We start from the raw sequence: 19,368 nt of genomic DNA, 5'->3' as shown, positions 1-19,368 counted from the left end.
CTCCCATGAACCGCTCATGTCGGTGACTGGCGCGATGCCGACAGGGGGCCGGCATCGGCTTGCGGACGTCATCGAAACCCGGGTTACCCGCGAGCACCCTTGTAGGCCGCGCACCACCGAGCGCCGTCCGGAGTGAGGTCATCCGGCCGGGGGTACCCGGTCGGCCCGGGAAGCGGTCCGAAGTCCTCAGGAGCGGCTTCCACCGAGACACCGACAAGGAGGGCCGATCATGAGTGAGCAGTCCCCGTCCCAGGCCGAGGGTGAGCGCCACCAGGATCCCCAGTCGGCCGACGCGCCGGAGGAATCCGAGCGTCGCGACGTGCCGCGGACGACCCCTTCGCAGGCGGAGGGCGAGGACGTCGGGGAGGACGAGACCGAGGAGGGCTGATCAGTGGGCAAGCGACTGGCCGGCCCCACGGGTGAAGTCGCGGCGCCGCCCGCCGGAGTACCGGCCGCCGACCGCCGACGGTGGACGGCGCCGGTTTCATGGCCGGTCGGCACGGTGGAAGCCGGCTTTCGTCTGCTGGCTCGTCTGCGCCGAGCCCCGGCACTGCATCCGCATGGCCTGACCTGCACGGCCGATCTGGAGGTCGTGGACGACGGCGGCGGGCTCCGGGGTGTGCCGTGGCTGGACACACCCGGACACCACGCCGCCACGATCCGTCTCTCCCGGGCGGTCGGCTGCCCGGTCGGCTGCCCGACGCACTGGGTCTGGCCGTGCGTGTGGAGCAGGCCGCCGATCCGGGCCGGCCCGTCGACCTGCTTCTCACCAGCAGCGGGCGGGGCCGGGTCACCCGGCACCTGCCCCGAGCGCGCGCGGACGCGCTGGGCGGCCCCTACTCCAGCCTCCTGCCGTACCGGGTCGGCGGCAGCCACGGCGTCCTGGCCGCCTTTCCGCGCCGTACACGGCAGGCGCCGGTGCACGGCGACCCGAAGAGTCTGAGCGAGGCGCTGGCGACAGGAGGGCTCGTCTTCGACCTGTGCGCCGAAACTTCGAGCCGGTCGTGGCGACCGTTCGCGGTGCTGACGGTAGGCACCCCGCTGCCCGTACCGCGTAACGAAAGCCTGGACTTCGACATCTATGCGCACAGCGCTCGCGGATTCCACCCGGGCGGCGCCTTGGCCACCATCCGCCGTGCCGCCTACCGGGGCTCACGGGCGGGGCGACGCGGAAGGATCCGCGACGGCTGATCGTCCGCTGTCGAAGGCCACGCGTCGGCTACCGCCGGAGCTTGCAGAGGGGGCCGCAGCCGACTCGGAGATTTCCGACCGCGGCTCCCTCACCACCGGAGCAGGCACAACCGCCGACTCCGGTACCGCCTCGACTTCCCCGCACCACCGACCGCATACTGCGCCATACGAGTGATCAACACCGGGGCCTCGGATGATCACGAACCGAACGTCATGCGACTACACCGAAGCCCTGGGACTGACGTGACCACGGCACGGCATCCCGCCGGGACTCTGCCCACCGGCCTACTCGCCCGGCGGAACTCGAACGAAGCCCTCGGTCCACTGGTCCTCATCGAGCTCGCAGACGTCGAAGTGGAAGCACTCCGGTTCATCACGGAAGCCTGGTAGCAGTCGAGCCTGACGCATACGTCCTTCAGCCCGTTCGAGGGTTGAGTAGATACCGAGCAGCTTGACGTCGTCGCCGTCCGCCTCTTCGCAGAACACGCCGCTCTCATCGACGTGCACTGTCGAGCCGGCGTCACCTGCTTGGTTCTGGTGGCCGACATGCCACAGCGGATACACGATCATGGACGTGAAGCTATCAGCACGCGAGTTCGTGGGCCTGCGACGTTCGGCGCCCCTCACCTCCTGGGACCTCACGAACACAAACCGGGCATCACGCGACTTCGCCGAGGCTCTGGCTCCGCGAGACGTCGTGATCGACGACAAAGCCCAGCCGCGTCACGGAATCAGGACGGCCTTTCCCGTGCAGCGAGCAATTCGCCGTATTCGCTACTCCGCGTCGGATCGGCGGGCTGTGCCGAAGCGGCGCTGATAGGCGGCGGGGCTGATCGACAGGTTTCTCACGAAAACCCTCCGCATGCTTTCGTAATTCGGGAAACCGGCAAGCAATGCCGTTTGTGTTGCGGTATGCCCCTGGTCGAGCAGGGCTTTCGCCATGCCGAACCGGATCGTCTCCACATACCGGGCCGGCGTGGTGGACAGCTCATCGTGAAAAAGCCGCGTGAGATGCCGAGGGCTCACATTGAGGTGCTTGGCGAGTTCGCCGACCGAATGGTTCCCCCCGGGATCCGCCGTGATCAGGTCGGTGATTCTGCGCAGACCCGGAGAGCGGGGTGGCGGTCCTTGCAGTGGGGCGGAGAACTGTGACTGGCCGCCCGAACGCTGCAAATAGACCACCAGCGCACGGGCGACCTCACGAGTGAGATCAGGGCCGTGATCCTCCTCGACCAGTGCCAGGGCGAGGTCGATGCCGGCGGTCACGCCCGCCGAGGTGTACGTGGCGCCGTCCCGGACGTAGATCGCGTCGGGTTCGACGCGGCTGGCCCGGCAGCGCGCGGCCAGCTCGTGCGCGACCTTCCAGTGCGTGGTCGCGCGCTTGCCGTCCAGGAGGCCGGCGGCGCCGAGGATGAACGCTCCGGTGCAGATGGACGCGACGCGCTCGGAACGGTCCGCCAGCGTTCGCACCGCCTCGACGAGTTCACGGGGAACGGGTGTGCGCGGATAGGCGTCCGCACCGGCCACCAGGAACGTGTCGGGACCGGGATCCGTGGCGGCGCCGTCGACCGCGATCCGGATGCCCAGCGACGAGGTGACGTCGGCACCGGTCGGCGACACCAACACGATCTCGTAGTCGGCGCCGAGCCGGTTCGCTTCCCCGAACACCTCGGCGGGGCCGGCGACGTCCAGGAGTTTGACCCCGTCATAGACGAGGATCGCGACCCGATGCGCGGCGGAGCCCACACCCCCGCCGCCCGCCTGTCCGCATTCGGGTGACTCATGGCCGGACCGAGGCGGCGCGGGACGCCGGTCGGAGGGCACTGTGGAGGTCGGACGCACCGTCCATTCCTAGCACACCGATATCGAAAGGCGCGCAGAGGTCATGAGCGAGATCATCGCAGGGGTGGAGATTCCTGAATCGGCGGCGGTCGACGAAGCCACCCGCCTCATTCAGAAGATGACCAGCCCTCTCATCTACCATCACTCACGGCGCGTTTTCGTCTTCGGCGTCCTTCATGCTCGCAGGCTCGGCCTGGAGCCCGACCCGGAGCTTCTCTACCTGTCGGCCATGTTCCACGACATCGGCCTCTCGACGCCCTTTTCCGATGTGGAGCAGCGCTTCGAGGTCGACGGAGCCGACCACGCACGCAAGTTCATGCTCGACCGGGGTTTTCCGACAACGGCCGGCGATCTCGTGTGGACGGCGATCGCACTGCACACGACCCCGGGAGTCCCCGGGCGGATGGGCCCTGAGATCGCCGTCACGAATTTCGGGGTTCTGACCGACGTGCTCGGCTGGGGTCTGGACGAGCTGGATCACGGCCAGGTCGACGAGATCACCGGCCACCATCCGCGAGGCGACTTCAAGAACGAGTTCTTGCAGGCCTTCGTCGAGGGACTCGAGCATCGCCCGGAGACCACGAACGGAACCGTGAATGCGGATGTACTGGAGCACTTCGTTCCGGGTTTCCGTCGCACGACCACGGTCGAGCGCGTCATCGGCGCTCCCTGGCCGAGCTGATCGGAGCACCATGAAAACGAAGGTGCCGGAGCGTGTGAGGCGCCTCGCGACGGGCGTCGTCCCGGGCGGGGTGCGGCCTCCGGCATGACGTTGGCGCCACTGCGGTGGTGACGGCCGCGCAAGGCAGCGTCACCGATCGTCCACCCCTCCCCCAGTAAGGATCCCCATGCAAGCCATCACCGTGCGCGACCGCAACGCCGGTCCCGCCGGGATGTCCCTGACGGACATTCCCTACCCCCATGCGGCCGAGAACGACGTCGTCGTTCGCGTGCACGCCGCCGGCTTCACCCCCGGCGAGCTGGACTGGCCCGCCACGTGGACCGACCGCGCCGGCCGCGACCGGACGCCCAGCGTGCCCGGACACGAACTGTCCGGTGTGGTCGTGGAGCTGGGGTACGGCACCACCGGCCTCAGCGTCGGACAGCGGGTGTTCGGCCTGGCCGACTGGACCCGCAACGGCACGCTCGCCGAGTACACCGCGGTGGAGGCCCGTAACCTCGCCCCGCTGCCGGCCGACATCGGCCACACCGTGGCCGCCGCGCTGCCGATCTCCGGCCTGACCGCCTGGCAGGGCCTGTTCGACCACGGCCGTCTCACCACGGGTCAGACCGTCCTGATCCATGGTGCGACGGGCGGCGTCGGCTCGATCGCGGTACAGCTCGCCCGCGAGGCCGGCGCGCGCGTCATCGGCACCGGCCGGGCCGCCGACCGGGACAGGGCACTCGCCCTCGGCGCCGACGCCTTCCTCGACCTGCAGAGCGAGAAGCTGGAGGACGCCGGAGAGGCCGACGTCGTGTTCGACGTGATCGGCGGCGACATCCTCGACCGCTCGGCCGCCCTGATCCGGGCCGGTGGCACGCTGGTCACCATCGTCACGCCGCCCAGGATCCAGCCCAGGGACGGGCGGGCGGTCTTCTTCGTCGTCGAACCCGACCGCGCCCGGCTCGCCGATCTCGCCACGCGGGTGAGGAGCGGTCGGCTCGAGCCGGTCGTCGGTGCTGTGCGGCCGCTCGCCGAGGCACCCACCGCGTTCACCCCCGGGCGGCGCACCCCGGGCAAGACGATCATTCGGGTCACGGAGGACTGACTCAGAAGATCCGTCGTGATCCGCCTGCGGCGGTGCGAGCCGCGCACACCCGTGCACCGCGCCGCCCCTGAGGGCGGCGCGGAGAGCCCGGCAGGGCAGGTGCTGTTCCGTGCGCAGGCCTTCCGGTCGCATCATCCGCAGCAGCGGCGGCAGGCTGAGCAGGGTGACCACGCCGACACGGCCGCGCCCACACCGGTGTCGCGTATGTACTCCCGCGAGTCGGGCACCGAGGGGTTCAGACGCAGGTAGACCCCGTCCGAGAACCACGCGGGCGCGGCCTCGGCGGGGAGGGCGGCGGGGGTCACCAGCTAACTGTTGTTGTGCCCGGGCCCCGCCTGGCGCCTCCGGCGGCCAGGGCGGTCCGGGGGTAGCCCGGCGTCTCGCGGGTACTTGCGTCCGGCGTGCCTCGGCAACCCGGCGCCCGCAGCAATGGTGCTTCGAAGCATGAGGAGATCGAATGAGGCTCCGTGAGTCGGCTCTGGCGTTGGCCTCCCGGTGTTCCGCCGAGATACTCGCCGGCCGCTACCGCCTGGACGCTCGCATCGGTTCAGGCGGCGCGGCAGACGTCTACCGTGGGTTCGACCTGCGTCTGAGGCGAGCGGTGGCGGTGAAGGTCTTCCGGCCCGGCACCGGCGTCGAATCGGAGGAAGGCTTCGGGAGCGAGGCGGTGATCCTCGCCCGGTTGCAGCATCCCGGCCTGGTCACCGCCTACGACGCCGGACGGCACGACGGCCGCGCCTACCTGGTCATGCAACTGATCGAAGGCACCACGCTCAAAGCCCGCATCGCCGAAGGCGTCCTGCGCTGCGAAGACACCGCGGCACTGGGCGCCGACCTCGCCCAGGCCCTGGCTCACGCCCACGAAGCGGGGATCGTCCACCGCGACGTCAAACCGTCCAACATCCTCCTCGGCGCGGCGGGCCGCCCCTACCTGACCGACTTCGGGATCTCCCGGCTGGTCGACGCCACCACCCGGACCGTCACCGGCACGCTCGTCGGCACCGCCGCGTACCTCTCCCCCGAACAGGTACTCGGCCGGTCCGTCGGCCGGCCTGCCGACATCTACGCCCTCGGACTCGTGCTCCTCGAATGCCTCACGGGCAGGCTCGAATACGACGGAGGCCCACTCGAAGCGGCGATAGCGCGGCTTCACCGCGAACCCGTACTGCCCAGCGGTCTGCCGAACGAACTCGCCGTCCTGCTGCGGGACATGACGGCCCTGGACGAGCAGACCCGTCCGTCGGCACTCGACTGCGCCCGCGCACTGGCCGCCCTGGCGGACACGACCCTCTCCGCACCTGCCGCGCCCACCGCGCCCGCAGCCGATGCCGCAGCCTTTGCAGGGGGCCGGGAACCGGCGCCCGATGACGACGCGACGCACATACGCGCGTCGCCCGCCCCGGACCGAGCCGCTCCGAAGGCCGCTCCTGCGCGCAGCCGGGTGCTGATGGCCGGCGGAACCGTCGCGCTGGCCACCGTCATCGCCGCCACTCTCGCCGTCACCGACGGCTTCCCGCATCAAGGAAGCGACGGCAACACGACACGGGCTGTCAGCCGCCCTGCCGAGACTCCCCACCCCGAAGACGGTTCCGCAGGAAGGAACGACGGCTCCGCAACACCTGAGGCTCCGCCGATCTCGACCCCCGACCCCTCCGACGGGCTGCTCCGTGACGCCAACGCGACGGACACTCCTTCCCCCAGCACGTCCGGCAGCGGTGCACCGGCCGAGTCGAAGCCGAGGACATCCGACGAACAGTCCGGCAAGTCGAAGAAGGCCGGCAAGGCGCAGAAGGCGGACCTGAAGCCCGGAAAGGCGAAGCAGAAGAAGCAGAGCAAGAAGGACTGACCATCGAAGAGGGGCTGACACGCGCCGCGCGCCGCTGCGTGGGCCGGCTCGACCCGTCAGCCGATCACCCCCGACGAGCAGAACGTGCTCCCGCATGTCACCCGTGGATCGAGGTCGTTCGCGGCGCTGTTCCGCGTTCCCCCGGCGGCCACGGAGTTCCGCCCACGCTGCCTCGAGTGCGGGTGGGGAACGCTGGGCAGCCGTTCGACGTCCGCTGTGTGCGCGGAGTGTGGTGAACTTTTCTGGGTAGCAGGCGGACAGCGAGTGGCGCTTCGGAAGTGAGGCGGATGTATGGACCTGGCATGCCCAGATGAAGGTCAGGGCCAACAGCCCCTTGTGGAGCGGCCGATATCGGTTTCCGCAGCGTTCGAGGGCAGTGAGGAGATCGGCGCCGCCCGCGACGCGGCCCGGGACTTCCTGATGTCGTTGCAGACCGTGCATGGGCTGCCGGTGTCGCAGCGGGCGATGGGCATGGTCCAGCTGGTGGTGAGCGAGCTGGTGACCAACGCCCGCAAATACGCCCCGGGCCCGTGCCTGCTGACCCTGGAGGTCAGCGAGGGTGCGGTTGAGGTGACCGTCTGGGACAGCAGCACGACGCTGCCGGCGATCCTGGCACCGGACCCGGTCCGGGTCGGCCAGCACGGACTGGAGATCGTGATGGCGGTGTGCCGCAGTTTCGAGGTGCACCGTGAGCCGGTCGGCAAACGCATCAGGGCGACCGTCGTCCTGGCCGACGACCCGGGCGGTGACGCGGCCGGCCGTCAGATGATGTGATCCACGGCCCAGCCCGGGCCGGTGACCGGGTTCCCGTCCTGGGGACGGCCCCGACGGCGGCATGTGCAGGAGAGAGCAACTCCGCCGGATGGGATCCGCTGAAGCGACTCTCGCAGGTGCGGACCGGCCGACGCCCGGTCCGTGTCCGGGGCCGTTCGGTGCGTACCGTCAGGTGCACGTTCCCGCTCCCGGCCGGGTGGAGGTCTCCATGAGCGACACGGTGAACGGGTGGCCCGGTGCGGTGAGGACTCGCCGGGCCGGTCCCTGTTCGACGAGTTCGCCGGCGTCCACGACGGCGATGCGGTGGGCCGCGGCGGCGGTGTCCAGGTCGTGGGTGATCAGGACGAGCGACAGGTCGTCGCGCTCCTGGAGCAGGGCGGTGAGGATGCCGAGGATGCCCCTGCGCGTGATCGTGTCGAGGCCGGAGGTGATCTCGTCGCAGATGAGGACGCGAGGCCGGGCGAGCAGGGCGCGGGCGAGGGCCGCGCGCTGGAGCTCGCCGCCGGAGAGCCGCCCCGGGCGTCTGCGCACCAGTTCCTCCGCGAGGCCGAGGCCGGTAAGAGTGGTCAGGGCCTCCTGCGTCGCGGCGGAGGTCTCGGTGCCCCGCAGCCGTATCGCCGTGCGCGCGACCTGGTGCAGGACGGGACGGTGTTCGTCGAAGGCGGCGCGAGCGTCCTGGAACACGTACTGCACAGCCGCGAGTTGTGTACGGCTGCGGTCGCGCAGGCTGCGGGGCAGCGGTGTGCCGTCGAGGAGGATCGCTCCCTCGTGGTCGCGGTGGAGCCCGGCCAGGCAGCGGGCGAGGGTGGTCTTGCCGCTGCCGGAGCGGCCCACGACGGCCAGAGACTCGCCCGCGCGCAGGTCGAGTTCCGGGATGCGCAGTACCTCGGTCGTGCCGCGGGTGTGGTGGCGATGGCGGGCGGTCAGGTCGCGTATCTGCAGCACGGGTCGCCCGGTGCCGGGCGCGCTCACGACGGAATCCGTGAACTTCGGTTGCGGGGAGAGCAGTTGCCGGGTCCACTCGTGCCGCGGTGCGAGCCACAGCTGTTGCGCAGGGCCCGACTCCACGACCCTGCCCGCCCGCATGACGATCACCTCGTCGGCGAGTGCCCGGACGACGTCGAGGTCGTGGCTGAGCAGGACGACGGCGATGCCCCGTGCCGCGACGGCCGCCAGTTGCTCGACGATACGGCTCTTCGTCAGGGCGTCCTGACCGGTGGTGGGCTCGTCGGCGACGACGACCGGGGCGCCCAGCAGCAGGGCCTGGGCAAGGACGACGCGCTGTTGCTGGCCGCCGGAGAGCTGGTGCGGGTATCGGCGCAGCAGCTTCTCGGCGTGCGGGAGCTGGGCCTCGGCAAGAGCGTGCAGGACGCGGTCGCGGGCCGCCGTCCGGCGACGGCCCCGGGGCAGGTGGCGTACCCGGGCGCGGGCGATGTCCGTCAGGAGCGCGGAGACACGGCGGGCGGGGTTGAGGACGGCGGCGGGGTGCTGGGGGATGTAGCCGACCGGCCCGTCGGCCGCCAGGCGAACGCCGCCGGTGACGTGGGCGCCGGGCGGGTACTCGCCGAGCAGGGCGAGGCCGGTGGTGGTCTTGCCGCTGCCGGAGGCGCCGACCAGGGCGGTGACCTTGCCGGGCAGGGCCTTGAGGCTCACTCCGTCGACGATCGCCCTGCCCTCGACCTCGACGCGCAGGTCGCGGACCTCGGCCACGGGTACCTCCGTGGTGTCACCGGGGCCGGCGGGCTTGCCGACGCGGCGCGTCGTCTCGTCCGGATGCTTCATCGGCGCGCTTCACTTCCTGCCCGGTTGCGGAGGGTCCTGGTCGCTTGCGGGAGCCTCGTGCCCCGGCCGCGGTCGCTTCGGCGGTCCTTCGCGAGCGCCGCGTCGAAGAGGAGGTTGGTGCCCATCGTCAGGGCGATGATCAGCAGGGCGGGGACGACCACGGCCCACGGCTGGACGAACAGGCCGGTGCGGTTGCGGTCCACCATGACCGCCCAGTCGGCGGCGTCCGGGGCGACCCCGACGCCGAGGAAGGCGGCCGTGGCCACCAGGTACAGCACGCCGGTCAGCCGGGTGCCGACGTCCGCGGCAAGGGTGCGCAGGATGGATCGGCCGACATAGCCGACGGCCATCCGCCACCAGGTCTCGCCCTGCATGCGCAGCGCCTCGACCGCAGGGCGGGAAGCGGCCTCCGCGGCGGCGGCGCGTACGAGGCGGGCCGCGTCGGGCACGTTCACCAGCGCCACCAGCAGGGCGAGACCGACGGCGCCGGGTGAGAACACCGTGGCTGCCAGCAGGATCAGCAGCAGCGAGGGGACGGCGAGCAGGACGTCCAGAGGACGCATCAGCAGTTCCTCCAGTCGGCGGCGGTGGGTGAGCGCGCCCGCCAGGCCGACGGGGAGCGCGACGAGATACGACAGGGCGGTGGCGGCGAGAGCGGTCAGCACGACCGGCCGGCCGCCGTGCAGCACCTGCCGTCCTACGTCCCGGCCCACGAAGTCGGTACCGAGCCGGTGGCCGCCGCCGGCGGTGAAGGACACTGTCCGCGGCGCCTGTTCGCCCGCGAACAGCGGTCCCAGCAGGGCGAGCACGAGGGGTACGGCGACGACCGTCACGCCGAGGGCGAAGCGAGCCGCCCGCGGACGGCGGAGTGGCGTCACGCCGCCACCCCCGTCCGGGGCGCGAGACGGTGGGCAACGAGATCCGCGCCCAGGTTCAGTACGACGGTCAGGACGCCGAACAGGACGGCAAGACCCTGCACCACCGGCACATCGCGTTCGGCGACGGCGTTGAGCAGGACGGTGCCGAGTCCCGGGATCACGTAGAGCGCCTCCACGACGATGACGCCGCACAGCAGCCAGTCGACAGTGCGGGCGAGTTGCTGGGCGGCGGGTGCGAGGGCGCCCGGCAGGGCGTGGGCGTAGCGGATGCGGGCGCCGGAGACGCCGTAGCGGCGGGCCTGGGCGACGTAAGGGGAGGCGAGCGCGTCGATCATGCCGGCCCGCACGAGACGGGACAGGGAGCAGACCGGGCGGGACAGCAGAACCAGGACGGGCAGGACGAGTGCGGACGGGTGGCCGAGCAGGTCGGTGCCGTAACCGACGGCCGTCGGCGGCAGCCACCCCAGTCGGAGCGCGAGGACGGTCACCAGCAGCACGCCGAGGGCGAACTCGGGCATCGCGTACACGACCAGCGTGACCGAGCTGATCAGCTGGTCGACGAGGCGTCCTTCGTGGCGGGCGGCGAGTACGCCGAGGCCGAAGCCGATCGGGACGAGCAGAGCGACGGTGAGTGTGGCCAGCAGAAGGGTCGGGCCGAAGCCGTCGGAGACGTACTGGCCGACCGGGCGGCCGGAGGCCAAGGAGGTGCCGAGGTCGCCGTGCAGAAGACCTGCCGCCCAGTCGGCGAGTCTCTCGTGGGCGGGCCGGTCGAGGTGCATGGCCTCGCGGATGGCCGCGATGCGGGCCGGGTCGGGCTGGTCACCGGCCAGGGCGACGGCGGCGTCGCCCGGCAGCGCCTCGGTGAGCGCGAAGACCAGCAGCACGACGGCCACGGTCTGCAGGGCGCCGAGGAGCAGCCGCCGGGCGACGAAGGAACGCAGTCCGCTCACGCGAGCCAGACCTTGTCGAAACGGGCCCAGTCCAGCGTGTTGGCGGGTGCCTCAGTCGCGACTCCCTTCACGTTGCGGGCGGTGCCGAGGATCCAGTCGGCGAACCCCCAGATCAGGAAACCGCCCTCGGCGTACAGGCGGCGCTGCATCCGCTCGTGAACGGCCGCCCGTTCGGCCTTGTCGCGGGTGGACTGGGCTTGCTGATAGAGCGCGTCGAAGTCCTTGTGCTTCCATTTGGTGGCGTTGGTGGTGGAGTCGGTGAGCAGGCGCTGGGAGATGTGCGCCTCGATCGGCATGGCGCCCGAGCGGTAGCAGCACAGGCTGCCGTTGTCGAGGATGTCGGCCCAGTAGGAGTCCTTGCTGCCCAGCTTCACTTCGATCGTGACGCCCGCCTTCTTCGCCTGATCGCGGAAGATGCCGGCGGCCTCGACGAACCCGGCGGCCACGGCCGAGGCGTCGAGGGTGACCTTCAGCTTCTCCGCGCCGGCCTGCTTGAGCAGGGCGCGGGCCCGGTCGAGGTCCTGTTCGCGCTGGGGCAGCCCGTCGGCGTAGTACTCGTAGCCCTTGCCGAACAGGTCGTTGCCGACCGTGCCCGCACCGGACAGGGCGCCGTCGACGAGTTCCTCTCGGTCGGCGATGAGGAAGAACGCCTCACGCACCCGCTTGTCGTCGAAGGGGGCCCGGTCGGTCTTCATGCAGAACGCCTGCATGGCGCTGTTGCGCAGCCGGACGATCCCGATCTGTCCCCTGCTCTCGTGGGCGCGGGCGGTGGTGGGGTTCAGTTCGTGGGCGTACTCGACCTGGCCGCCCAGCAGTGCGTTGACGCGCGCGGACTCCTCGTTGGCGACGACGAACTCGAGCTCCTCGAGGTGCGGGGCGCCGTCCCAGTAGTCGTCGTAACGGCGGAAGACGGCCGAGCGGCCGGGGGTGAAGGAGACGAAGCGGAAGGGGCCGGAGCCGATCGGCTTCTTGTCGAAGCCGCCCGCCGCCCCGGCGCCCTCCGGAACGATGTACGCGCCGAACGCGGCCAGGACGTTGGGGAATTCGGCTGTGGGGCGCTTGAGGACGAACTCGATGCCCCGTTCGCCGGTGGCGCGGCTGGCGTCGAGGTCGATGGGTTCCAAAGACGCCCTGGCGCGGAACGCCTGTCCGGGATCGGCGATGCGGCGGTAGCTGTAGAGCACGTCGGCGGCGGTGACCGGCCTGCCGTCGTGGAAGGTGGCCCTGCGCAGGGTGATCCGCCAGCGGTCCAGGGTCTTGTTCGCCTCCCACTTCTCGGCGAGGCGGGGCTGGGCGGAGAGGTCGGCGCCGTAGTCGGCGAGCTTGTCGTACTGCGCCTTGGCGCGGGCCGCGTCGGCGAAGAGGTTGGCCAGGTGCGGGTCGAGGGTCTCGCTGCCGCCGCCGCCCGCGAACGCGGCGCGCAGCCGCCCGCCTCTCCTCGGGGTGCTGTCGCCCTTGGCGTCGGAGCGCTCGGTGCCGGAGCCGCCGCATCCGGTGAGGGCGAGTGCGCCGAGCGTGGCGGCGCCGGTGGCGGCGAGGAACCCGCGGCGGTGCGGGCCGGGGAAGCGTTCGTCGTGCATGGGATTCCTTGGGTCGCGTGGTGGGGACATGGGTTGGGCGAAGGCTCAGGGGGTCGTGGTGAGGCGTGCGACGACATGCAGCCGGTCCGCGTCCGTGGCCTCGCCGGGCAGCCGGCCCTCCTGCCACGGCGGCTCGGTGCGCGGGCCGGCGCCGTCGTGGAGTTCGAGCACCTCGAAGCCGTGCGCGGCCAGCAGGTGACGCAGCTCCTGCGGAAACAGCAGCCGCCACGCGGAACGCTGCTCGACCGGCGCCGACCCGTCGTCGGCGGTCCATACGCGTGTACGCCGCAGGAGTTGGGCCGTACGGTCCACGGTGAGCGTCGTGGCGGACCGGTAGGCGGTGCCCTGCCAGACGAAGGATGCGACCGTGGGCGTGTCCAGCAGGTCGGTACGGCCGAGGAAGTACGCGCCGTTGCGCATCTCCCCGACCAGCAGCCCGCCGGGGGCCAGGGCCCGACGGCAGGAGGAGAGGAACGCGTCGAGCTGGTCGTTGGTGTGGCAGTACAGCAGGGCGCTGTCCAGGCAGACGACGGCGTCGAAGGCGCCCCGCCCGAGGTCGAAGCCGTGCAGGTCGGCGCAGACGTACTCGGGCCCGGGGTGGTGGAGGCGGGCGTGGGCGAGCATCGTCGGGGAGAGGTCCGCTCCGGTCACCCTGCGGCCGGCGCTGTGAAGGTGGGCGGCGTCACGTCCGGTGCCGCAGCCGATGTCCAGCACGCGCGGTCCGGCGTCGTGCCGCCGCAGGCAGTCCTCCGTCCAGCGTGCGGCCAGCCGGTCGGGGTCGGGGAAGCGGGCCTCGTACAGCTCGGGGTTGTCGGTGAGCAGGTTGCGCGCAGCAGTGGTGGGGGGCATGCCTGTCCTTCCTCTCAGACCGTCGCGGCTACAGCGGACTTCGTCGGCACCGGCAGTGAGCCGAGCCGGTGCAGCCAGGCCACGCCCAGCGCGGAGGCGAGCCCGAACAGGGCGCAGCACGCCCACGGCAGCCAGCCGGCGTCGCCCCGCTCCCCGGTGTCCATGGCCCATCCGACGACGGTGTTGCCGATGGCCGCGGCGACGCCGGAGACCATGTAGAAGATGCCGAAGTAGGTGCCGGTCAGCTCGGACCGGCCGAAGTCGGGGATCAGCTCCATCACGAACGGCTGGGCGATCATCACCCCGAGGTGGAGCAGCAGCGCGCCGACGAGGACGGGCAGCGCGCGCAGCGCCGCGTCGGCGGTACCGTCCGGGCCGCCGGAGCCCGTCGTGATCACGGCGGGCGGCAGGAAGGCCAGGGCCATGAGTCCCAGGCCCGTGCCGATCCAGCGCGCGCGGTCCCCCCGTTCCTTGAGGGCACGGGTGATGCGCAGTTGCAGCGCCAGGTTGGCGAGGGCGCCGACGGCGAAGACGAGTCCGGCCGCGCCCTCCCAGCCGGTGGCCCGCCGGGCGCCGTCGGGCAACAGCAGGTACAGCTGGTTCTCCAGGGTGAACATGCCGACCATGGCGAGCGCGAAGGCGAGGAAGGCACGGTTGCCCAGGACCTCACGCCAGTCCGCGAGCACGGTCGCCTTCCTCGGCTCCACCTCCTGGGCCGGCAGTACCAGGGCCTGCGCGACGGTGAGGACGGCGAAGATCCCGGCGGCCGTCAGCGCCGAGGTGCGGAAGTCGACGAGCAGCAGTGCGCTCCCCAGCAGCGGCCCGATCAGTGCGCCGGTCGTGGCGAACACGTTGAACAGGGCGAACGCCTCGGCCCTGTGGTCGGCCGACTCCTGGGCGATGTAGGTGCGCACGGCGGGATTGAACAGCGCCCCGGCGAGCCCGCTGAGCACGGAGGCGGCGAGCAGCACGGCCACGCTGTCGCCGAGCGCGAACAGCGCGAACCCGATGGTGCGCAGGGCGCAGCCGGCGATGACGACACCGCGAGCGCCGAGCCGGTCGGCGGCGGAGCCGCCGAGGATGAACAGCCCCTGCTGGCTGAGGTTGCGCACGCCGAGGACGATGCCGACGACGGCCGCCGACAGGCCCAGGTTCTGGCCCAGGTGGGTGGCGAGGTAGGGGACGAGGAGATAGAAGCCGGTGTTGACGCCGAGCTGGTTGACCAGCAGGAGCTGAACCGCGAGCGGAAAACGGCGCATCTCACGCCACGTCCCCGGGCGCCCAGGCCTTGCGAACCCCCAGGCCGGGGCGGCCACTTGGGTGTACGACACCGTCCCCGCCGCCGATTCCGGTCCACGGATCGTGGGCGAGCAGCAGATGTCCGTCGAGGTCGGCCCAGCGGGCCCGGTCGGCGAGGTGGACGGCGGGCGCGAGGCCGAGGCTGCTGGCGGTGAGGCAGCCCAGCATCAGCTCCGTGCCGCTGCCGTCGATCGCCTCGGCGATGCGCAGGGCGGCATGCACCCCGCCGCACTTGGCGAGCTTGACGTTGACGCCCTGGACGCGCCCGGCCAGGCGGCGTACGTCTTCCAGGTCCACGGCGTCCTCGTCCGCGATGACCGGCAGCGGTGAGCGTTCGGCCAGCGCCCCCAGTGCCTCCGGGTCACCGGGCGCGAGGGGCTGTTCGACGGCCTCGACGCCGAGGTCGGCGAACCGGGGCAGCAGCGCCCGGGCCTGCGCCGCGGTCCAGGCCCCGTTGGGGTCGAGGAGCAGCCGGACGTGCGGCGCGGCGTCGCGGACGACGCGCACGCGCTCCACGTCGTCCTCCGGGTCGGGCGTTCCCGCCTTGACCTTGATGACCTCGAAGCCGCTCGCCACGAGACACCGGGCCTGCGCCGCCGCGTGGGAGAGGGAGGTGATGCCGATGGTGCGGGCGGTGGCCGCGACCGGCGGCGCGGCGGTGCCGAGCAGCCTGTGGACGGGCCTGCCGGAGCGCTTGCCGACGAGGTCGAGCAACGCGGCCTCGGCGGCGGCGGTCACGGCCGCGGGAACGTCGACGCCGGCCGAATCGCCTGTCCGCAGGGCCTCCAGGGCGCTCTCGGGGTCGGGGAAGCGGGCGAGATCCTTGCCGACGGCGGCCAGGTGCCGTTCCAGGGTCTCGGTGTCGAGCCGGTAGAAGACGCTGGTGACGGCCTCTCCGTGACCGGTGACGCCGTCGTGTTCGACGGCCAGCCACACGGCGTCGCGGAAGGACATGGTGGAACGGGAGATGCGCAGCGGCTCGGCGAGTTCGAGGCGTACGGTGCGCAGGCCGGCTTTCACGAGGTCCCTTCCGGACCGCGGACGGCCTCGAGCGGGTCGGGGACGGCCTCGAAGGGAACGGGGACGGCCTCGAGCGGGTCGGATACGCGGGTACAGCGGACCCAGCCGGTGGCCTCGGTGGCGCGGGGGTCCGGGATCTCGACCGGGCGGGTGGCCGCCGTGGCGGGGTGGAGACCGTGGGTCGCGGCGAAGTCGTCGTCGTAGACGGTGCCGAGGTAACGGTGCGGGCCGTCGGGGAAGACGGTGGCGACGACCGCGCCGCGGTGGACCTGGGCGGCCCAGGCGGCGACGCGGGCAGCGGCGCCCGTGCTCCAGCCGCCACTGACGAAACTGCCACGAGCCAGACGGCGGCAGCTGTCCACGGCCTCGGCCGGGCCGACCCAGTGGACCTCGTCGAACGCGTCGTAGGCGACGTTACGGGGGTGGATGCTGCTGCCCAGGCCGCGCATCAGCCTGGGCCGGGCGGGCTGGCCGAAGATGGTGGAACCGGTCGAGTCGACGCCGATCAGCCGGAGCGCGGGCCAGCGCCGCCGCAGCGGGCCGATGATCCCCGCGCTGTGGCCGCCGGTGCCGACACTGCACACCAGGATGTCCAAGTGGTCGAGGTCGGCGATGAGTTCGAGGGCGAGCGAGGCGTAACCGGCCTTGTTGTCAGGGTTGTTGTACTGGTCCGGCCAGTACGCACCGGGCAGGACGGCGAGCAGTTCCCGCAGCCTGGCGAGCCGCGCCGCCTGCCAGCCCCCCTCGGGCGCCGGGCGGTCCACGATGTCCAACCGCACCCCGTAGGCGCGCAGCAACTGCCGCATGGATGCTTCCAGTTCACTGTCGCCGACCAGCACGACGGGATGGCCGAGGGCCTGCCCCGCGAAGGCGAGGCCGATGCCCAGCGTGCCCGAGGTGGACTCCACCACCGGTGCGCCGGGCAGCAGTTCGCCGCGCTCACGGGCGCCCAGGAGCATCGACACGGCGGCCCGCGCCTTCATACCGCCCGCCGCGAGCCCTTCGAGCTTCGCCCAGAAGCCGGGGTGCGGGCCGGGCAGGTCGGCGGTGATGCGGACCTGGGGCGTGCGGCCCAGCAGCGTGAGCAGTTCCGGGCGGGCGACGGGGCGTACGGCCGCCGTGGTCATCGTCCGCCCTCCGGGCACGGACCGCCGTAGCAGTGCACGTCACCGGCACCGCCGTCGAGCCAGAAGAAGGGGTACGGCTCGGCGCAGACCGCGCTCACCCCGTGGCCGAGGAATCGAGGAAGCACGGCGCTGCCGGTCTGGGCGAACATCACCAGCTGCCTGCCGTGCGTCAGCGCATGCTGCCGCAGCGGCTCGAAGGTGCCGTTCCCCAGCGTCATCCCTGACACCAGCAGGGCGTCACAGCGACCGGCCTCGGCCGCCGCGTCGGTGGCGACCGTCTCGCCCCACTCGGTCAGCCCGCCCTTGAGGTCGCAGGGCACATAGCTCAGACCTCGCGAACGCAGCGCCTCCAGGAGCGAGTTGACGACACCGACCACCAGCACGGTGGCGCCCGCCGGCAGATCGAGCAGCTCTACGACGGCCTTCGCCCGGGCCCTGGACTTCTCCAGCGACGTCCCGGCGGGGAGCGGGACCGGCCGTGCCCCGTTCCGTGGAGTGTGCGCGGTGACGTGCATCAGATAGGCGTCCAGCGCGGCCACGCGCACCGGCAGCAGCGGATGCTCGAGCAGCTGCGCGACGTCCGCGCCCACACAGTCGTCGATCGCGCCGTCGGGCAGGGCCCCGGGTTCGACCGCGCACGAGCCGACGGCTCCGCCCAGCCGCAGGCTGAGAACCTCGTTGCGATAGCCGGAGCCACGCCCGTCGTGCCGTACCGCCTGCCGCGTGGTGAAGGCCACGGCGATCCGCTGCGTGGCCGGGTCCGGGCCGAGTTCACCGGCGCGGACGCGTGCCACCAGCTCGCCGTACGACTCGAACGTCTCGAACGTCGGCGTCCAGGACATGCCCGTCGTGGCGGTCATCGCAGCACCAGCCCGGACCGCAGTTCCGCGAGCAGCACCTCGACACGGTCGCGGGCGCCCGCTCCCCCGGCGTCGCCGACCATGACGTGGCCGAGGTACTCGTTGTTGCTGCCCGCCGCCCTCACCTGCGTGCCGGGCTCGGCGAGCTGCAGCTCCAGCACCCCTGGGGCCTCGCGGAGTTCGCCGCCGCTCAGGGACTCGAGCGTGCCCGACGCCTGCGGCACGAGGAAGCCGATGGCCGCGCTGCGCAGTGCGGTCTCGCCGCCCCGAAGGTCGGGCTCCCGGCCGAGGGACACCTCGACGAAGGCCGCGGCCAGGTCGACGCCGGTCACGTGGCGGACCAGCTCCGTGATGCGGTTGCCGGCGGGCCGCGGATTGACCTCGACCACGCGCGGACCGGCGGAGGTCAGCTTGACCTCGGTGTGCGCGACCACGCCGTCCACCAGCCCGAGCGCCTTGAGCGCGGCCAGAGCCGTCTGTTCGGCGGCTTCGGTGTCGGCGGGCGGCAGCGCGGCCGGGAACATGTGCCCGGTCTCGATGAACGCGGGCGCCCCGCCGATGCTCTTGTCGGTCACGCCCACCACGTGGACCGCGCCCGCGTGCGACACCGTCTCGACGCTCACCTCGGGGCCGTCCAGCAGCTCCTCCAGCAGGACGGCGGGCACCCTCCGCTGTCCGCGCGCGTTGACCGGGAAATCGGTCAGTGCCCTTACGGCCAGGGCGAGTTGCGCCTCGTCGTCGATGCGCCGCACGTACATGCCCGCGCACAGGTCGACCGGCTTGACGACCAGCGGGTAGCCGATCTCCCGCGCCGCCCGCGCGATGTCGGCCCACTCCTCATGCACGGCGAAGCGCGGTCCGGGCACCCCCGCGTCGGCGAGGACACGGCGGGTGGCGTCCTTGCGGCAGGCGGCCTCCACCGCCTCGGGGTCCGAACCCGGCAGACCCAGGCGCCCGGCGATCCGGGCCGCCATCGGCAGGTAGTAGTCGCAGGAGGTGAGCACACCGTCGAAGCGCAGCACCTCGTGCAACCGCTCGATCTGCGGCAGCAGGTCGTCGGTGTCGTTGGTGTCGGCGGTGATCACATTGCGGGCGTCGAGCAGCGGGTGCGCCGCTCCCTCGGGCGCCGAGCGGAGGTAGTGATGCAGGTCGCGGGTGAGGAACGTGAACTCGTGTCCGCCCTCCCGGATCGCCCGTGGCAGCAGTCTGCTCATCGACCCGACCCAGCTCTCGACCATCAGCAGATGAGCCACAACTCCCCTTTTCACAACGGCGGTTCAGACGCCAGGGCTCAGACGTCAGGGCAGCCCGGAGAGCCCTCGGGTGGGAGGGATCGGGCCTTACGCACCGACAAGCTACCGATAACCATTTTCATTTACCAGCCCCTTGTCGAAGCCCGCCGGGGGGCGCACCCCTGCCGCACCCCGGAGCCCTGCCGCGCACCCTCTCCCCCGCAGCGCCCACTCTCCGGCCCGGGACCCGGCGACCCGGGCGGCTCGGCCCCGGTCCCTGCGGTCGACAGGTGCGCCGACCCGCCACGAGAAGCGGGACGTTTTTGAAAAGCGTTTTCATCTGGCTACCATGGCGGGGCGCGGATCGGA

The 19,368-nt window shown here is 71.8% G+C and carries 18 protein-coding genes; 6 read left to right on the top strand and 12 right to left on the bottom strand.

Annotated elements, in window-relative coordinates; genetic code table 11:
- Nucleotides 1-229: 229 nt before the first annotated feature.
- Nucleotides 230-388, top strand: a complete 159-nt coding sequence (locus QF030_RS38185; protein ID WP_307167141.1) for a hypothetical protein — start codon at nucleotides 230-232, stop codon at nucleotides 386-388.
- A gap of 236 nt (nucleotides 389-624) precedes the next feature.
- Nucleotides 625-1,191 carry a hypothetical protein gene (locus tag QF030_RS38180; protein WP_307167140.1) on the top strand — a complete coding sequence of 189 codons (567 nt, stop codon included), beginning with the start codon at nucleotides 625-627 and terminating at the stop codon, nucleotides 1,189-1,191.
- Nucleotides 1,192-1,476: 285 nt separating this feature from the next.
- Here the strand turns inward: QF030_RS38180 and QF030_RS38175 are convergent, their stop codons facing one another.
- A complete protein-coding gene (locus tag QF030_RS38175; RefSeq protein WP_307167139.1) occupies nucleotides 1,477-1,761 on the bottom strand; it encodes a DUF7336 domain-containing protein in 285 nt (94 codons plus the stop codon).
- A gap of 204 nt (nucleotides 1,762-1,965) precedes the next feature.
- Nucleotides 1,966-2,937 carry a GlxA family transcriptional regulator gene (locus QF030_RS38170; protein WP_307167138.1) on the bottom strand — a complete coding sequence of 324 codons (972 nt, stop codon included), beginning with the start codon at nucleotides 2,935-2,937 and terminating at the stop codon, nucleotides 1,966-1,968.
- 139 nt (nucleotides 2,938-3,076) lie between these two features.
- Here QF030_RS38170 and QF030_RS38165 point away from each other — a divergent pair, with 139 nt between their 5' ends.
- The 4 genes from QF030_RS38165 (at nucleotide 3,077) to QF030_RS38150 (ending at nucleotide 7,422) form a co-directional block, all read left to right on the top strand.
- Nucleotides 3,077-3,715 carry an HD domain-containing protein gene (locus QF030_RS38165; RefSeq protein WP_307167137.1) on the top strand — a complete coding sequence of 213 codons (639 nt, stop codon included), beginning with the start codon at nucleotides 3,077-3,079 and terminating at the stop codon, nucleotides 3,713-3,715.
- A gap of 166 nt (nucleotides 3,716-3,881) precedes the next feature.
- Complete coding sequence (locus QF030_RS38160) at nucleotides 3,882-4,802, top strand: NADP-dependent oxidoreductase (RefSeq protein WP_307167136.1); 921 nt, start codon at nucleotides 3,882-3,884, stop codon at nucleotides 4,800-4,802.
- Between the two features lie 457 nt (nucleotides 4,803-5,259).
- Complete coding sequence (locus QF030_RS38155; protein ID WP_307167135.1) at nucleotides 5,260-6,648, top strand: serine/threonine-protein kinase; 1,389 nt, start codon at nucleotides 5,260-5,262, stop codon at nucleotides 6,646-6,648.
- Nucleotides 6,649-6,939: 291 nt separating this feature from the next.
- Nucleotides 6,940-7,422 carry an ATP-binding protein gene (locus QF030_RS38150; protein ID WP_307167134.1) on the top strand — a complete coding sequence of 161 codons (483 nt, stop codon included), beginning with the start codon at nucleotides 6,940-6,942 and terminating at the stop codon, nucleotides 7,420-7,422.
- 168 nt (nucleotides 7,423-7,590) lie between these two features.
- Here the strand turns inward: QF030_RS38150 and QF030_RS38145 are convergent, their stop codons facing one another.
- From QF030_RS38145 to QF030_RS38100, 10 genes are read right to left on the bottom strand one after another with little or no spacing between them, the layout of a single operon-like run.
- Nucleotides 7,591-9,204: an ABC transporter ATP-binding protein gene (locus QF030_RS38145; protein WP_307167133.1), complete on the bottom strand. Its 1,614-nt coding sequence runs from the start codon at nucleotides 9,202-9,204 to the stop codon at nucleotides 7,591-7,593.
- Nucleotides 9,201-10,082, bottom strand: a complete 882-nt coding sequence (locus tag QF030_RS38140; RefSeq protein WP_307167132.1) for an ABC transporter permease — start codon at nucleotides 10,080-10,082, stop codon at nucleotides 9,201-9,203. The genes QF030_RS38145 and QF030_RS38140 overlap by 4 nt, the downstream gene beginning before the upstream one ends.
- On the bottom strand, nucleotides 10,079-11,032 hold the full coding sequence (locus QF030_RS38135) for an ABC transporter permease (protein ID WP_307167131.1): 954 nt from the start codon (nucleotides 11,030-11,032) through the stop codon (nucleotides 10,079-10,081). Before QF030_RS38135 ends, QF030_RS38140 begins: the two co-directional genes overlap by 4 nt.
- On the bottom strand, nucleotides 11,029-12,612 hold the full coding sequence (locus QF030_RS38130) for an ABC transporter substrate-binding protein (RefSeq protein ID WP_307167130.1): 1,584 nt from the start codon (nucleotides 12,610-12,612) through the stop codon (nucleotides 11,029-11,031). The genes QF030_RS38135 and QF030_RS38130 overlap by 4 nt, the downstream gene beginning before the upstream one ends.
- Before the next feature lie 45 nt (nucleotides 12,613-12,657).
- On the bottom strand, nucleotides 12,658-13,461 hold the full coding sequence (locus QF030_RS38125; protein ID WP_307167129.1) for a class I SAM-dependent methyltransferase: 804 nt from the start codon (nucleotides 13,459-13,461) through the stop codon (nucleotides 12,658-12,660).
- A gap of 14 nt (nucleotides 13,462-13,475) precedes the next feature.
- Entirely contained in the window at nucleotides 13,476-14,720 is a 1,245-nt protein-coding gene (locus QF030_RS38120; protein ID WP_307167128.1) for an MFS transporter, read from the bottom strand.
- A 1-nt stretch (nucleotide 14,721) separates the two neighbouring features.
- On the bottom strand, nucleotides 14,722-15,780 hold the full coding sequence (locus tag QF030_RS38115; protein ID WP_307167127.1) for an enolase C-terminal domain-like protein: 1,059 nt from the start codon (nucleotides 15,778-15,780) through the stop codon (nucleotides 14,722-14,724).
- Nucleotides 15,777-16,907, bottom strand: a complete 1,131-nt coding sequence (locus QF030_RS38110) for a PLP-dependent cysteine synthase family protein (protein WP_307167126.1) — start codon at nucleotides 16,905-16,907, stop codon at nucleotides 15,777-15,779. Before QF030_RS38110 ends, QF030_RS38115 begins: the two co-directional genes overlap by 4 nt.
- Nucleotides 16,904-17,767 (bottom strand): Rossmann-like domain-containing protein, encoded by an 864-nt coding sequence (locus tag QF030_RS38105; RefSeq protein ID WP_307167125.1) that lies wholly within the window; start codon nucleotides 17,765-17,767, stop codon nucleotides 16,904-16,906. Before QF030_RS38105 ends, QF030_RS38110 begins: the two co-directional genes overlap by 4 nt.
- Nucleotides 17,764-19,020 carry an ATP-grasp domain-containing protein gene (locus tag QF030_RS38100; protein ID WP_307167124.1) on the bottom strand — a complete coding sequence of 419 codons (1,257 nt, stop codon included), beginning with the start codon at nucleotides 19,018-19,020 and terminating at the stop codon, nucleotides 17,764-17,766. The genes QF030_RS38105 and QF030_RS38100 overlap by 4 nt, the downstream gene beginning before the upstream one ends.
- Nucleotides 19,021-19,368: the final 348 nt, after the last annotated feature.

It is taken from the genome of Streptomyces rishiriensis (assembly GCF_030815485.1).
Taxonomy (GTDB): domain Bacteria; phylum Actinomycetota; class Actinomycetes; order Streptomycetales; family Streptomycetaceae; genus Streptomyces; species Streptomyces rishiriensis_A.
Note: the sequence above shows the minus strand (reverse complement) of the source record. Positions and strands in the feature narration are given on the sequence as shown.